Consider the following 14,559-nt stretch of genomic DNA (forward strand, 5'->3'; position numbering starts at 1 on the left):
ACCTCCGCAGCCTACGATCGCCGGGTGACGAGTGCGTCGACAGCGCAGAGCGCGAGCGCGGAGCCGAGCGGTCCGCAGCGGGTGACGGCAGAGGCCGGGACGACACGCCCGCCGGCGGCCGGCGGCGGGATCCCCACGGTGGTACGCCGCCGGCTGGCCACCGTCGAGGCGGGTCTGAACCTGCACTCGTGGCTGGCCACCGGGGTGGTCGTCGCGATCGCGGCGATCCTGCGCCTGCTCGGGCTCAGCGGCCCCAAGGGCAAGATCTTCGACGAGACGTACTACGCCAAGGACGCCTACGGCCTGATCGACAAGGGCGTCGAGTGGAACTACAAGGACAACGGCCCGTCGTACGTGGTCCACCCGCCGCTGGGCAAGTGGCTGATCGGGCTCGGCGAGTGGGCCTTCGGCTACCAGGACGCGGAGACGAAGATCTCCGTGCCGGGGCACCTGATGACCACCGCGCCGGAGTTCGGCTGGCGGTTCGCCGCCGCGGTGGCGGGCACGCTCTCGGTGCTGCTGCTGGTCCGGATCGGCCGGCGGATGTTCCGCTCCACCGCGCTGGGCTGCGCCGCCGGCCTGCTGCTCGCCCTCGACGGCTTCCACCTGGTGCTCTCCCGCACCGCGCTGCTCGACATCTTCCTGCTGCTGTTCGTGCTGGCCGCGTTCGGCGCCCTGGTGCTCGACCGGGACGCCCGCCGACGCCGCTGGGCCGCCGCGCTGGAGGCCGGGCTGGATCCGGATGCGCCCGGCGCGGCGGGCCGACCGGCCGGTGGCTGGCGGAACTGGCCGTGGTGGCGGCTGGCCGCCGGGGTGCTGCTGGGCTGCGCGTGCGCGGTGAAGTGGAGCGCGCTCTACTTCGTGCCGGCTTTCGCCCTGCTGGTGATCTTCTGGGAGGTCGGCGTCCGCCGGTCCGCGGGCGTACGCCGGCCGTGGCGGGACGCCCTCCTCGACGAGCTGCCCTGGCTGCTGCTGGCCGGGGTGCTGATGGTGGTCACCTACGTGGCGACCTGGTCCGGGTGGCTGCTCACCGACGTCGGCTACTACCGGGACGCGGCGCGCTACCCGAACAGCGGGCTGAGCGACAACCCCCTGTGGAACCTGTGGAAGTACCACGAGGCCGCGTACGGCTTCCACAAGCAGCTCGACGACCCGCACAAGTACCAGTCCTGGCCGTGGCAGTGGCTGCTGCTGGGCCGGCCGGTGGCGTTCTACTGGTCGGGGGCGGGGGCGTGCGGGGCGCCGACCTGCGCCTCGGAGATCCTGCTGCTCGGCACGCCGCTGCTGTGGTGGTCGTTCCTGCCGGCCCTGGCCGGGCTGGCCTGGCTGGGCGCGGCCCGGCGGGACTGGCGGGCCGGGGCGATCCTGTTGACCGTGGCCGCCGGGCTGCTGCCCTGGTTCTGGTTCGCCCTGGACGGACGGACGATGTTCTCGTTCTACGCCGCGCCGGCCCTGCCGTTCATGGTGCTGGCCGTGGTCTACGTGCTGGGCGCCGTCATCTCGCCGGCCGGGGAGTCCGCGGGCTCCGCCGAGCAGGGGTACGACCGCCGGCTGGTCGGTGGGGTGATCGCCGGGGCGTACGTGCTGCTGGTGGCGCTCTGCTTCGCCTACTTCTACCCGATCTTCGTGGGGCAGCTGCTGCCGTACGACGGGTGGTCGGCGCGGATGTGGCTGGACGGGCGCTGGATCTGAGCCCCGCCGGGCGGCCGGGCCTCCGGGACGCTGGGGCCGCAGACAGAGAAGCGCGCCCCGATCGCCTGCCACGGGGGAAGCGGGCGATTGGGGCGCGCGAGGAAAGCTTAACCACCGCGAACCCTTGGCACAACGGGTGCGCTCGGGTCAAATTTCGGATGGCGGAATCGGGCACCCCGCGACCCCGGTGATCGTCCGAAGTGGATCTCACTACACTCGCCCGGTGATCAACAAGAGAAGATCGACAGCCGTCCTGCTGGGGCTGCTGGCGGCGACCGCGCTGGCCGGTCCGCCGCCCGCGTCGGCCGACGAGACCACCGAGCCGGCCGCCGAGCCGCCGAAGGTCGAACTGGTCCTCGACGTCAGCGGCTCGATGCGCGCCCGGGACATCGACGGCCGGAGCCGGATCTCGGTGGCGCAGCAGGCCTTCAACGAGGTCGTCGACGCGCTGCCCGAGGAGACCGAGCTGGGCATCCGGGTGCTCGGCGCCACCTACCGGGGCAAGGACAAGAAGCAGGGCTGCCTGGACACCCAGCAGATCGTGCCGGTCGGCCCGGTGGACCGGACGCAGGCCAAGGCCGCCGTGGCGACCCTGCGGCCGACCGGCTTCACCCCGGTCGGGCTGGCGCTGCGCTCCGCGGCGCAGGACCTCGGCACCGGCACCACCGCCCGCCGGATCGTGCTGATCACCGACGGCGAGGACACCTGCGCCCCGCCCGACCCCTGCGACGTGGCCCGGGAACTCGCCGCCCGGGGCACCCGGCTGGTGGTGGACACGCTCGGCCTGGCACCCGACGCGAAGGTACGCCGCCAGCTGCTCTGCATCGCCGGCGCGACCGGCGGCACCTACACCGCGGCGGAGAGCGCGGAGGAGCTCACCGGCCGGATCAAGCAGCTCGTCGACCGGGCCAAGGACACGTACACGGCGACCCCGACCGTGGTCGACGGCACGGCCGGCTGCGTCGACGCGCCGCTGCTCTCCCCCGGCGTCTACACCGACCGCGAGGAGTTCTCCACGCACCGCTGGTACCGGGTGCCGGTCCGGCCCGGGCAGGAGCTGCGCGCCTCGGTCAGCATCGCCCTGGACCGCCCGGTCCGCCCCGACCACGGCGTCCTGCTCCGGGCCACCACCGGTGACGGACGGGAGCTGGTCCGCGGCGTGGACGCCGGCAGCGGGCGGACCGACGTGATCTCCGCCGGGCTGCGCTGGTCGGACGCGGAGGGCTCACCGGCGCCGAAGCCCAGCGAGGGCACCCTGGTCGAGCCGGACATCGTCTGCCTGGTGGTCAGCAACTCCTTCGCACCCCGGGCCGGCACCGAGGCCAGGCCGGGCATGCCGGTCGAGCTGACCGTCGGCGTGGTCGACGCCTCCCCCGCCCCGGCCGGCCCGGGCCTCGGCCGGGGCTGGCTGCTGCTGGCCGTGCTGACCGTGGCCGGACTGCTCACCGGGCTGGTCGCCGGCCTGCTCACCCGCTGGTGGGTCGCCACCTGGAGGGAGAACTGACATGCGTACACCCCTGATCGTGTCGGCGGCGGCGCTGGTCGCCGTCGTCGGACCGGCGCTGCCGGCGGCCGCCGCCGCGCCCACCCCCTCACCCGGCGCCGCCACCGTCACCAAGGCCGGCACGTCGTTCCTGACCGCCACCGCGATCACCGCCGGCCAGCCGGTCCGGGTCGGCGCCTCGACCGGTGACTACCTGTACTGGTCGTTCACCGCCTCGGCGGGGCAGGTGCACCGGGTCTCCGCGACCGTGTCGTTCCCGAAGGCGCGCGGCGGGCCCTCGGTCTGGTCGGTGGACGTCTTCGACGGCCTCCGCCGCCGGCAGGCGTGCACGACCGGCGCGCAGACCCCGCTGGTGGACGCCACGGCGACCAGCGTGGAACTGGGCTGCACGCTGCGCGAGGTGCGCTCCTGGGCCGATCCCTGGTCGGCCGACCCGCTGCCCGGCACCTACTACGTCCGGCTGGCGGTGGCGGAACTGCCCGAGGCGGATCTCGGCCTGCCGGTCGACGTGGACCTGCTGGTCTCCACCGCCTCCGACGCCGGGTCCGCGGCCGACGACGGCGAGCTGCAGGCGCCGCTGACCGCCGACAACCGGGCCGGCGCGGTGCTGACCGGCGAGCCGACGCCGGCCCCGGTGCCGGAGAGTGACGGCGCCGGCTGGCTGCCCGGCCTGGGCTCGCGCTGGGCCTGGACCACCGCCGGCGGGATCCTCGCCGCCGTGGCCGGGGTGGTCGGCTTCGGGCTGACCCGCCGCCCCCGCCGGCCCTGACCGCCGGCCCGCCCCGGTGGTCGACCTCGACGCCGGGGCGGGCGGGCCGCCGCTCAGCCGCCGCGCCGGCGTCACCCCGTTGCGGTACGTTCACCACGCCTCGCTGCCCGTGCCGGGCGGCGGCCTCAGCTGAGGGAGAGCGCGATGCGTGATCTGCTGCCGGCGTCGGTCGCGGTGGCCGTGGCCGGGCCGACCGACTGGGCCGGCGAGCTGCTGCCCGCCGAGCGGGCCTGCCTCGGCGAGCGGGCGGTGCAGAGCCGGCGGCGGGACTTCACCGCCGGCCGGGTCTGCGCCCGGCGGGCGATGGCGGCCCTCGGCGTGCCCGCGGCCGCGGTGCCGTCGGCGGCCGACCGGTCCCCGGTCTGGCCGCCGGGGGTGGTCGGCACGATCACCCACACCCGCGGCTACTGCGCCGCGGCGGCCGCCCGCTCGGCCGAGGTGCGCTCGGTCGGCATGGACGCCGAGCGGCACAAGGAGCTCACCCCGGAGGTACGCCGGGTGATCTGCCGGCCCGAGGAGGAGGAACACCTCGCCCGGCTCCCCGCCGGCCTCTCCTGGCCGGTGGTGGTGTTCAGCGCCAAGGAGACCGTCTACAAGGTCTGGCACCCGATCGTGCGCGGCTGGCTGGACTTCCTCGACGCCACGGTGGAGCTGGACCCGGCGGCGGGCACCTTCACCGCCCGGATCGCCCCGGCCCGGGTGGCCGCCGCCGCGGCCGTACGCGCGCCCTCGGTGGTCACCGGGCGCTTCGTGGTCGAGGGGGACCTGGTCCGCACCGCCGCCGTTCTGCTCGACGACTGAGGCCGGCTCAGGAACCGGCCGGCACCCCGGCGTCCAACTGCCCGATCACCGGGCCGAGCAGGTCGTTCAGCTCGCGGACCAGCACGGCCAGCGCACCGCGCGCGGCGACCTCCGGCGCGTCGTCGGGCCCGCGCGGCGCCGGTGGCAGCCCGGCGAACGGCACCGGCCCCTCCACCAGCAGCGACGCCCGCAGGTGCGGCACCCGGGCCAGGTCCTGCGCGGACGGGTGAGCGTACTGGCCGAGCAGGCGGGGCCAGTCCCGCCAGCCCCGGTCGCGGTACCACTGCCGGCTGTGGGTCAGCTCCGCCGGTCGGGGCGACGCCACCGACACCCGGCAGGTCAGCGTGCCGTCCCACGGGCTGCGCAGCAGGTCGGCGGAGGTGATCCGGCGGTGCCAGCGCAGGTACGGCGGGGCGAGCCCGGCGGCCAGCCGCCAGGCGGTCACCGCGAAGCCGACCGGGGAGAAGTCGCCCCACGAGTCGGCGAACTCGGCGGACCGGCGGCGCACCTCGGCGGCGTACCGGCTGTGCCCGTCCGGGGCGTGCTCGCGGTCGTACTCGTCGTCCAGCCAGAACACCTGCGACCCGGCCATCGGCGACCTCCCTGCGTGGGTTCGGAGTCCAGTGTGCCGCCACCGGAGCCCGTACGGCTGACCCGCAACGCGCCGGGCGGCCTCTGTCACCGAAGGTGAGATTCCTGCGACGATGGCCGGCGTGCACGACGACGCGGACAGGCACGACGATGCGGGCAGGCACGACGACGCGGGCAGGACGGTACTGCGGCTGATCGGCTACTGGGCCGCCGCCGGGCAGGAGGAGTGGCCGCACCCGACGGCGTTCGTGGAGCCGGCCGGCGACCCGGAGACCCGGCGGCGGGTGGTGGCGTACCTGCGGGCGGGGACGACCTGCCTGGCCACCGCCGGGGTCGCCCGGTGCCGGATCTGCGGTGAGCCGAACGGCTCCGGTGAGCTGACCGACGGCCGGCACTTCGTCTGGCCGGAAGGGCTGCCGCACTACGTCGAGGAGCACGACGTGCGGCTGCCCGACGAGGTGGTGGCGACGATGGCCGACCCGCCCGCCCCCGTCGATCCGGTCGCCTTCGAGCGCGACCTCTTCGACACCGGACGGATCGTCATCGACGGCTCCTGGTGGCTCTCGGCCGCCAGGACCGTGTCCTGACCCGGACTCCACCACCCCGTCGGGAGCGGTCCGGGCCTCAGTGGTGGCGGTGGTCGGCCCGACGGAGCAGCATCGCGACGAGCATGGCCGGCAGCATCAGCAGATGACCCCCGGTCATCAGCGTCCCGCCGGAGATGACGCCGAGCCGGTACGGCAGGAGCAGCGCCACGAACGGCAGGATCATCGCGGCCGACATCTCCACGATGTGTCGCCACGAGTGCCGCCGGATCTTCATCCAGAGGCCCATCCCGATCGTCATGTCGGCGGCCATGATCATTGCCTGGGCGTCGGCCCGGTCGGTCAGGCCGGGCGTCGCCCAGGACCAGAGCGGGCCCAGGGCGACCATGCCGACCAGCATGGCGACCAGCATCTCGAGGTAGTGGCCGGCGAAGCGGAGATACCCGCGGCGGCGGGAGGTGCGGGGCCGGTCGGTCGGGGCGTCGTGGAGGGTGGTCGTCATGGCTGGCTCCCGGAGGGGACGTCGGCGGCTGTGTGTCCGATCGTCGCGCCGATCGCCGTCCGGGCCAGGTGCCGGAGGTCACGGTCACCGGTCACGACCGGGCATGACCCGGCGCTCAGACCAGGCCGAGTGAGCGGGCCCGCAGCGCCGCCTGGGTGCGGTCGCGGGCGCCCAGCTTGCCCAGAACGTTGGTGACGTGGTTCTTGACGGTGCCCTCGGCGAGGAACAACACATCCGCGATCTCCCGGTTGCTGCGCCCTTGGGCGAGCAGGCGCACCACGTCCAGCTCCCGATCGGAGAGCGGCGTCACCAGCGGCTGGGGGCGCCGGCCCGGATCGTCCGACGGAAGCCGGGCGAACCGCGCCACCACCTTGGCGGCCACCGACGGTTGCAGGACCGACTCGTCCCGGGCCGCCGCGAGGATCGCCTCCACCAGCCGCGCCGACGAGACGTCCTTGAGCAGGTAGCCGAGCGCGCCGGCCCGCAGCGCCGCGAAGACGTCCTCGTCGTCGTCGAACGTGGTGAGCGCGATCACCCGCACGTCGGGCTGCTCGACGCGGAGCCGGCGGGTGGCCGCGACACCGTCCAGCACCGGCATCCGCAGGTCCATCAACACCACGTCGGGCCTGCGGTCGGCGGCCCGGTCCAGCGCCTCGGCGCCGTTCGCCGCCTCCCCCACCACCTCGACGTCGTCGCGCACGCCGAGCAGCGTGGCCAGCGCCTCGCGGAAGAGCGCCTGATCGTCGACCAGGAGCACCCGCACCGGCCGGCGACTCATCCGGGGACCTCCACCCGCAACGTCGATCCCTGACCGGGCACCGAGCCGAACGCCATCCGACCGCCCAGGTGCGCGGCCCGTTCCTCGATGCCGAGCAGCCCGAAGCCGGCGGGGCTCGGCCCGGGGCCGACACCGACCCCGTCGTCGCGCACCTCCAGCCGGACGTCGGCGGGCTGCGAGTAGTCCATCGTGAGGTCGACCCGCGTCGCACGGGCGTGCCGGCGTACGTTGGTCAGCCCTTCCTGAGCGGCGCGGAAGAGCGACTCCCGCGTCCGCTCGGACAGCGGACGCACCGCACCGACCACCTCCAGCGCGGTGGGTACGCCGGCGGCCGAGGTCTCGTCGGCGAGAGCGCGCAACGCCTCGGGCAGCGGCACCGGGGTGGCCGGTTCCCGCAGCGCGCCGACCGAACGGCGTACCTCGCGCAGGGCCTCCTCGGCCTGGTCCTGCGCCTTGGTCAGCACCGCGTCGACGCGGCCCGGGTCGGCGGCCAGCACCGCGCGGGCGGCCTTGATCTGCATCTGCACGACGGTCAGGGCGTGCCCGAGACCGTCGTGGATGTCCCGTGCCACCCGGTTGCGTTCCTCGACCGTGGCCAGCCGCTCCACCTGCACCGCGTACTCCCGCAGCCGCCGGTGTGCCGCGGCCAGCTCGCGGCGTGCCTCCTGCTCGCGGACGAGCAGCTTGGTCAGGACCGCCGTGAAGAGCACGGCCACCAGCAGGCCGAAGCCCTCCCGCAACCCGGTCGGCACCGACATCCCGGTGTGCGCCAGCGGGACGACCGCCACCAGCACCGCGACGGCCGGCACCGGTAGCACCAGCACGCTCTGGGCGACCAGCACGGCGAAGAACAGCGTCGCGCCGACGGAGGCCCCGGCGGTGCCGAAGACCGCGTAGCCGAGCAGCAGCAGCACCAGCGTGTAGCCGTACGCCCAGCGGGTGCGCGGGCGGCGCGACACCGGTTCGAAACCGAACGTGGCCAGCGCCAGGAAGGCCAGCGCGACCAGCAGGGAGGCGGCGGGGCGACCGGCGGCCAGAACGTCGACGGCCAGGGTCAGGAACGCCCCGACGGCCAGTGCGTTCAACGCCCGCTTCACGGCACCACTGTCTCACCGCCGCAGCCCGCCGGTCGACCTCGCCCGCCGACGACCGGGCCCGAGGCCGCCGGTCAGGTGGCGGCCAGCAGCCGGGCGACGGTACGCCGGCCGAGCCGGCTCATCGGCACGTTGGTCTCGGCGTAGTACCAGACCAGCCCGATCGCCTGCTGCAACGCCCAGGCCATCCCCCGACCCCACTCGACGTCACCGCAGCCGAGGGCCCGGGCGAACTCGTCTCGGGCGGGCCGGTCGAGCAGGTGCCAGGCGCCGACGAGGTCCAGGCCGGGGTCCGCCGGGCCGAACCCGCCGCCGTCCAGTACGCCGGTCAGCCGACCGTCGCCGACCAGCACGTTGCCGGGGATGAGGTCCTTGTGCGACATCACGTCCGGGCCGGCCGGCGGCAGTGTCCGCAGCTGCGCCCAGAGCCGGCGCAGCCGGGGCACGTCGACCATCCCGGCGCTGCGGTCGAAGCAGAGCGCCACCCAGTCGTCGTGGTCCGGCAGCTCGCCGCCCCGGCCGCCGCCGGAGAACCGGCGTCCGCGGGTGTCCACCGCCCGCAGCGTACGGACGAAGGTGGCGAGGTCGCGGGCGAAGGCGAGCGACCCACCCGGATCCTCGACGCTGGCCACCCGCCCGGGCAGCCAGGTCTGCACGGCCCACGACAGCGGATAGCCGTACCCCGGTTCGCCGAGCGCGACCGGCAGCGGGGCGGGCACCGGGCTGCACGCGGCAAGTTCGGCGGCGGCCTCGGCCTCCGCGACCAGCCAGGCGCGTACCTCGGTCGGCTCCTCGGCCCGCAGCGGGAAGCGCGCGGCGAACTCGTCGCCGATCCGGAAGATCGCGTTCACCGTTCCGTCGGAGTCGACCTGGTGCAGCGGCAGGTGCCGCCACTGCGGGAACTGGTCGTCGACGAGCCGCCGGGCCGTCTCGGCGGTCAGGTCGAGCTGGTCGGTGTGCATCACCATCCGGCCACCCTGCGGGGGCGGGCCCGCCTCCCGCAAACGGTTTCGTCCGCCGGGCCCTACCGGACGGCCTGTTCCGGGGTCTCCTCCTCGCCCTCGCTCAGGTTTCGCAGGTACCACAGGGTGGTCAGCACGTAGCCGAAGAGGAAGCCGAGCGCCGGGTAGAGCACGATCACGCTGCCGGCGAGCACCCGCGCTCCGGACGGGTCGGACCCGCCGGGCCCGACCAGCGCGCCACCCAGCGCCGCGGTGAACGCGCCGAACCAGCCGCCGAACCGGCCGAGCTGGGTCAGCCCGGCGCCGAGCAGCAGCTTGGTGAGCCAGTCGGCCACCTGCTCCAGGTTGTTGCCCGGGGTGTACGTCCCGGCGCGCAGCTCGGCGACCGTGGCCGCCCCGGCGGCCGGGACGTAGCGGGGCAGCCCGAACAGGAACCCCGCCAGTACGCCCACCGCGCTGGCCGCGAGCGCCACCAGCGTGCCGACCGCGAAGACCGTGGCGGAGCGCTGCTGCCAGGCGTACCCGGCGAGCAGCAGGACGCCGCCGGCGAAGATCCCGGCGACCAGCAGCATCAGTTTCCGGTTGAGGTCGTGCCGGCCCGGTGTGCGCAGGGCCGCGCGGAGAGTTCGCATCTGCCACCACCTGGATCCTGGGCGAGTGCGTGGGTGGCGCGGCGCTGCGCGAGCAACCGACAGACGTAGGTGCTGGTCAGGACGGTTTCAGCACCAGTGTGGTCCAGTTTCGCCTTGATCGGAACGGGTGCGCCGCCACGGCCTCCCTCCGCCGGCCTGTCGGATTACGCGGCCCCGACGATCGCCGCCGGCCCGGGTTTTCCGCCCCGGGTACGCGGGGACGCGGGTGGCGCGGGGCGGCGACGCCCCGGATCCGTGGACCGGACAGGGAGGGCGACATGACCTCCACCGAGAGGGCAGACGACCGGCTCGAGCAGGTGGCCGGCCCGGCCAGGGCGCGGATGGGTGACATGACCCGCGCCGAACGGTCCGAGACCGACCGGGCGATCCACGCCGACGAGGCGCGCGGCAAACCGGGCGGTGAGCACGTCCAGGAGGACAGCCGGGACGTACCGGACACCTTCACCAGCTGACCCACGACCGACCGAGGCCGTCCCCAGCACCCGGGGGCGGCCTCGCGGCGACTGTGCGGGGGTTCGTCGCGATGGGAAAAGGCCGCCTCCGCTGAGCGGAGACGGCCTTTGACCCTGGGTGGAGTTGAGGGGATTCGAACCCCTGACCCCCTCGATGCGAACGAGGTGCGCTACCGGACTGCGCCACAACCCCCGGTTCTGGTCCCACCTGGCTGCACCAGGCGGGCCGGCGACAAGGCTAACAGACCGTCCACCCCCGGTGCGAATCACCCCGCCACCCGCCGCGATCCTGGCGGCAAACGGCCCGCCACGATCGCGGCGGGCGCGTTCGGGGGGTCAGGCGGAGTGGGTGCCGCGGCCGGACGAGTAGGGCCGCCCGCGCAGCCCGCCGGCCCGTCGGTAGGACACCGAGCCACCGTTCGCCGCCGCCGGCAGGTCCGTGGGCCGGTCCAGCCCCATCGCCGTACGCCGGACCGCCTCGCGCTGGGCGGCCAACCGGCGCTGCGCCTCCCGGCGGGCGGCGGCGCGGCGGGCCTGCTCGCGGCGCACCTCGGCCTGCCGGGCGGCCAACCAGGCGGCCTCCCGGGCCTGGGCCCGGCGGCGGCGGCGTTCGGCGAGGGCCCGGCCGCGCAGGTGGACGACGTACACGCCGAGCAGGGCGACGGTGACCGAGAAGCCGATCCAGAATCCGGGGCTGACCGCGACCACGCCGATCAGCTCGACGAAGTTGAGCAGCAGCAGGGCGGCCAGCACCCGGCGCCGGCGGTAGACGGCGGGGGTGTGCGGCCGGCGCGGCGGCTGGTTCCGTCGACGGGACCGCCGGTCGCCCGGCGGGACGGCACGCAGTCGGCTGGGCCGGCGGGGCGCGGGAGGCGCGGAGACCGGAGCGGAGAGACCGCCCGTAGCGACATCTTCACTGAGCGTCACGACGAGGGCGCGCGAGGCGTTGACGGGTCGCCGGCCGGGGACAGTACGACGCCGTCGGCGGCGCTGGAGCACCCGCGCCGTCGACTGCGCCCGCTCCGCCACCAGCCGCTCGGTGGCGTCGTACCGGCGGACCAGCGCCGGGGCGAGGGCGAGCAGACCGGCGGCGGCGAGGACGGCGAGGAGCACCGAGGTCGGCACCCTCACCCCTCCCGTCACCGAATTCGGGGCGAGCGCCACTCGGCCGCAACTTCTTCCGCTGACCGTCGTTTACGGCGCAGATCGTGCGGCGCGGCAGCGCTTGCCACAGCTTGCAGTTACTTGAGGTTACGGGCCGTGGACGCGGATGACCGCACGCCGCGCCGGGAACGCCATGGTGGGCCGGTTCACCCCGCGAGATTGCGCACCCGGTGCCAACGGGCCAGCAGGCCACCCTCCGCGGCGACCTCTTCGCTGGTCATCGCGTATCCGATGTGGTCACGCCAGGCGCCGTCGATGTGCATGTACCGCACGTGGTACGACTCCTCGCGGAAGCCCAACTTCTCCACCACCCGCCGGGACGGTCGGTTCTCCGGCCGGATGTTCACCTCGATCCGGTGCAGCCCGCCCGGGCCGAAGGCGTGGTCGACGGCGAGCGCCATCGCGGTGGGGATCACACCCCGCCCGGCCACCCGGAAGTCCACCCAGTAGCCCACGTAGCCGGAGCAGAACGCGCGGCGCACGATGCTGCCCACGTTCAGGTGTCCGACCAGCCGCTCCCGCCCGCCCTCACGCAGGCAGACCGCGAACGGCATCCCCTCACCGGTACGCCCCGACCGCCGCTGGTCCTTGTGGACCCAGCGGAACGCGGCCGGGGAGTTCATCTCGTCCCAACCGCCCGGCAGGTGCGACTCCCAGGGAGACAGCCAGGCCTGGTTCGCCCGGCGTACCTCCGACCAGGCCGCCGCGTCCGACCGCCGGTACGGCCGCAGCAGCACCGGCCCGTCGGCCAGCTCCACCGGCCACCCCGCCGGCCGCCGCAACCAGCTCACCGGCGCCGGTCCAGCAGGAGGACGTCCACCGTGGAGCCCGCCGCCGCCGTGGTGACCCGCTCGCCGAGCACCATCAGACCGTTCGCCTCGGCCAGCCCGGAGAGGGTGAACGGCCCGCCGGACAGCGGCTGCACGGTGTAGCCGCCGCCGCGCCGCTCCGCCACGTGCGCGGGCCGGAACTCGCGCAGCCCCACCGGCGAGGTGATCGTCTCCAGCAGGTGCGCCCGCACGCTCGGGCGGAACACCGGCTCCGCGCCGGCCAGCAGGTTGATCGCCGGCCGGGCCAGCACCTCGAAGCCGATCAGCGCGGCGCCCGGCTCACCGGGCAGGCAGACCACCGGCACCTCCTCGGCGCCGACCGTGCCGAAGCCCAGGGCGGTGCCGGGATAGAGGGCGACCTCGGTGAAGGTCACCGGCCCGGCCCGGGTGCCCTCCCGCCGGGACAGGATCCGGCGGACCATGTCGCCCGGCCCGGTGCCGGTGCCGCCGGTGGTGATGATCAGGTCGGCCCGCAGCGTCTGGTCCTCCAGTAGGCCGCGCAGCCCCTCCGGGTCGTCGTCGCAGATCCCCACCCGGTACGCCAGCGCGCCGACCTCGACGGCGGCGGCGGTCAGCGCGTGCGAGTTGGCGTCCACCACCTGACCCGGCTGGCTGCCCCGGCCCACCTCGACCAGTTCGTCGCCGGTGGCCACGATCACCACCCGGGGGCTCGGCCGGACCACCACGTGCCCGATGCCGGTGGCGGCCAGCACGGCGACCAGCGCCGGCGACACGTACGTGCCGGCCCGGGCGAGCAGGGTGCCGGCGGGCAGCTCCTCACCGGCCCGGCGCACGCCGTACCCCCGTTTGGGGGCGCGGAAGATCTCCACCGCGGCCATGCCCTGGTCGGTCCACTCCACCGGGACCACCACGTCCGCGGCGATCGGCAACGGCGCCCCGGCAGCCACCGAGAAGCACGAACCCGGGGTGAGCCGGACCGGCCGCCAGCTCGCCGCGCCCAGGTCGCCGACCACGTTCAGCCGGATGCTGCGCCCACCGGGCCCGCCGGAAGGGGCCGGGACGTAACCCGAACCCCGGCTCCCCCCGGAGATGTCCTCCCAGCGGGCCGCGTACCCGTCCACCGCCGCCTGGTCGAACGCGGGGAACGGGTGCGGCGCGACGACGTCCTCGGCGAGGACGTTGCCGTACGCCTGGGTGAGGTCGAGGTCGAGCGGAGGCAGCGCGCGTAACCTGCGCAGCACGCTGCCCAGGTAGTCGGCGAGCGGCGTCAACTCGTTCGCGGCCGCCTCGGCGTCGGCCGTCGCGGTCATGTACTAGGCCCGCCCGACGCGTCGGAGTTGACGAAGTCGGCCAGCCACTTGCGGAACTCGGCGCCCAGGTCGTCCCGCTCGGCGGCGATCTGCACCACCGTCTGGAGGTAACCCAGCGGCATGCCGGTGTCGTAGCGGGTGCCCCGGTAGACGATCGCGTGCACCGGCACGCCCTCGTTGCGCAGGATCTCCATCGCGTCGGTCAGCTGGATCTCCCCGCCGCTGCCCGGCTCGGTGCGCCGGATCGCGTCGAAGACCCGGCCCGGGAGGACGTACCGGCCGAGGACGGCCAGGTTGCTGGGCGCCTCCTCGGCGGACGGCTTCTCCACCAGGCCGGTCACCTTGACCACCTCGGCCAGGCCCGCGAACTCGTCGCCGGTCGACTCGACCGAGGCGATGCCGTAGCGGGACGTCTCGGCCGGGTCGACCTCGAAGAAGGCCAGCACGACGCCGCCGGTGCGGGCCTGGAGCTCCAGCATGGCCGGCAGCAGCGGCTCGGAGGGCTTGACGAACTCGTCGCCGAGCAGCACCGCGAAGGGCGCGTCGCCGACGTGCGACTCGGCGAAGCCGACGGCGTGGCCAAGACCCAGCTGCTCGGGCTGCCGGCAGGTGTAGATCGCGGCCAGCTCCTCGGTCCGCTTCACCGCGGCCAGCAACTCGGGCTTCTTCGCCAGCCGCTCCTCCAGGTCCGGGCGGCGGTCGAAGTGGTCCACCATCGACGTCTTGCCCCGCCCGGTGATCAGCAGCACGTCGCTGATCCCGGCCTGGGTGGCCTCCTCGACGATGTACTGGAGCACCGGCCGGTCGACCACCGGGAGCAGCTCCTTGGGCACCGCCTTGGTGGCCGGCAGGAAGCGGGTGGCCAGGCCGGCGGCCGGGATCACGGCCTTGACCGCGCGTGGACGACCGGCTGCGGCGGTCGCTGAGGGGTTCGCTGAGTGCTCCGACATG

Annotated in this window: 16 protein-coding genes and 1 tRNA gene; 6 read left to right on the forward strand and 11 right to left on the reverse strand. The window is 74.8% G+C overall.

The annotated features are described in order from the left end of the window. Positions 1 to 81: 81 nt before the first annotated feature. The 4 genes from GA0070564_RS03860 to GA0070564_RS03875 all read left to right on the forward strand — a co-directional run bounded on the left by GA0070564_RS03860 (position 82) and on the right by GA0070564_RS03875 (position 4,766). Positions 82 to 1,692, forward strand: a complete 1,611-nt coding sequence (locus GA0070564_RS03860; RefSeq protein WP_245669840.1) for a dolichyl-phosphate-mannose--protein mannosyltransferase — start codon at positions 82 to 84, stop codon at positions 1,690 to 1,692. A gap of 223 nt (positions 1,693 to 1,915) precedes the next feature. Next, a complete protein-coding gene (locus GA0070564_RS03865) occupies positions 1,916 to 3,196 on the forward strand; it encodes a VWA domain-containing protein (RefSeq protein WP_091602515.1) in 1,281 nt (426 codons plus the stop codon). 1 nt (position 3,197) lies between these two features. Then, entirely contained in the window at positions 3,198 to 3,965 is a 768-nt protein-coding gene (locus tag GA0070564_RS03870) for a peptidase (protein WP_091602518.1), read from the forward strand. A 144-nt stretch (positions 3,966 to 4,109) separates the two neighbouring features. Beyond that, positions 4,110 to 4,766 carry a 4'-phosphopantetheinyl transferase family protein gene (locus GA0070564_RS03875; RefSeq protein WP_091602521.1) on the forward strand — a complete coding sequence of 219 codons (657 nt, stop codon included), beginning with the start codon at positions 4,110 to 4,112 and terminating at the stop codon, positions 4,764 to 4,766. Between the two features lie 7 nt (positions 4,767 to 4,773). Here GA0070564_RS03875 and GA0070564_RS03880 read toward each other — a convergent pair whose 3' ends face one another. Next, the gene (locus GA0070564_RS03880) at positions 4,774 to 5,358 is read right to left on the reverse strand and encodes a hypothetical protein (RefSeq protein WP_091602524.1); all 585 of its coding nucleotides are present in this window, start codon (positions 5,356 to 5,358) and stop codon (positions 4,774 to 4,776) included. A gap of 121 nt (positions 5,359 to 5,479) precedes the next feature. Between GA0070564_RS03880 and GA0070564_RS03885 the strand changes: the two genes are divergently transcribed. Then, a complete protein-coding gene (locus tag GA0070564_RS03885; protein ID WP_141714693.1) occupies positions 5,480 to 5,944 on the forward strand; it encodes a hypothetical protein in 465 nt (154 codons plus the stop codon). 37 nt (positions 5,945 to 5,981) lie between these two features. Here the strand turns inward: GA0070564_RS03885 and GA0070564_RS03890 are convergent, their stop codons facing one another. From GA0070564_RS03890 to GA0070564_RS03910, 5 genes are all read right to left on the reverse strand, one after another. Then, positions 5,982 to 6,404, reverse strand: coding sequence for a hypothetical protein (locus GA0070564_RS03890; RefSeq protein ID WP_091602531.1), 423 nt, complete (start codon positions 6,402 to 6,404; stop codon positions 5,982 to 5,984). A gap of 115 nt (positions 6,405 to 6,519) precedes the next feature. Further along, positions 6,520 to 7,182: a response regulator gene (locus GA0070564_RS03895; RefSeq protein WP_091602534.1), complete on the reverse strand. Its 663-nt coding sequence runs from the start codon at positions 7,180 to 7,182 to the stop codon at positions 6,520 to 6,522. Next, entirely contained in the window at positions 7,179 to 8,279 is a 1,101-nt protein-coding gene (locus tag GA0070564_RS03900; protein ID WP_091602537.1) for a sensor histidine kinase, read from the reverse strand. The genes GA0070564_RS03895 and GA0070564_RS03900 overlap by 4 nt, the downstream gene beginning before the upstream one ends. A 71-nt stretch (positions 8,280 to 8,350) precedes the next feature. Then, positions 8,351 to 9,244 (reverse strand): aminoglycoside phosphotransferase family protein, encoded by an 894-nt coding sequence (locus tag GA0070564_RS03905; protein WP_091604525.1) that lies wholly within the window; start codon positions 9,242 to 9,244, stop codon positions 8,351 to 8,353. A 56-nt stretch (positions 9,245 to 9,300) separates the two neighbouring features. Next, positions 9,301 to 9,870 (reverse strand): hypothetical protein, encoded by a 570-nt coding sequence (locus GA0070564_RS03910; RefSeq protein WP_141714694.1) that lies wholly within the window; start codon positions 9,868 to 9,870, stop codon positions 9,301 to 9,303. A 278-nt stretch (positions 9,871 to 10,148) separates the two neighbouring features. On the opposite strand from GA0070564_RS03910, the gene GA0070564_RS03915 reads away from it, so the two are divergent. Next, the gene (locus GA0070564_RS03915) at positions 10,149 to 10,343 is read left to right on the forward strand and encodes a general stress protein CsbD (protein ID WP_091602543.1); all 195 of its coding nucleotides are present in this window, start codon (positions 10,149 to 10,151) and stop codon (positions 10,341 to 10,343) included. Positions 10,344 to 10,462: 119 nt separating this feature from the next. Here GA0070564_RS03915 and GA0070564_RS03920 read toward each other — a convergent pair. The 5 genes from GA0070564_RS03920 to GA0070564_RS03940 form a co-directional block, all read right to left on the reverse strand. Continuing rightward, positions 10,463 to 10,536, reverse strand: a tRNA-Ala gene (locus GA0070564_RS03920). A 143-nt stretch (positions 10,537 to 10,679) separates the two neighbouring features. Next, the gene (gene sepX / locus GA0070564_RS03925) at positions 10,680 to 11,474 is read right to left on the reverse strand and encodes a divisome protein SepX/GlpR (protein ID WP_176730534.1); all 795 of its coding nucleotides are present in this window, start codon (positions 11,472 to 11,474) and stop codon (positions 10,680 to 10,682) included. 179 nt (positions 11,475 to 11,653) lie between these two features. Next, positions 11,654 to 12,298, reverse strand: a complete 645-nt coding sequence (locus GA0070564_RS03930) for a GNAT family N-acetyltransferase (RefSeq protein WP_091602549.1) — start codon at positions 12,296 to 12,298, stop codon at positions 11,654 to 11,656. Beyond that, positions 12,295 to 13,608, reverse strand: coding sequence for a molybdopterin molybdotransferase MoeA (locus tag GA0070564_RS03935; RefSeq protein ID WP_091602552.1), 1,314 nt, complete (start codon positions 13,606 to 13,608; stop codon positions 12,295 to 12,297). Before GA0070564_RS03935 ends, GA0070564_RS03930 begins: the two co-directional genes overlap by 4 nt. Further along, positions 13,605 to 14,558, reverse strand: coding sequence for a UTP--glucose-1-phosphate uridylyltransferase (locus tag GA0070564_RS03940; protein ID WP_091602555.1), 954 nt, complete (start codon positions 14,556 to 14,558; stop codon positions 13,605 to 13,607). Before GA0070564_RS03940 ends, GA0070564_RS03935 begins: the two co-directional genes overlap by 4 nt. Position 14,559: the final 1 nt, after the last annotated feature.

Source organism: Micromonospora mirobrigensis, assembly GCF_900091555.1.
GTDB classification, from domain to species: domain Bacteria; phylum Actinomycetota; class Actinomycetes; order Mycobacteriales; family Micromonosporaceae; genus Micromonospora; species Micromonospora mirobrigensis.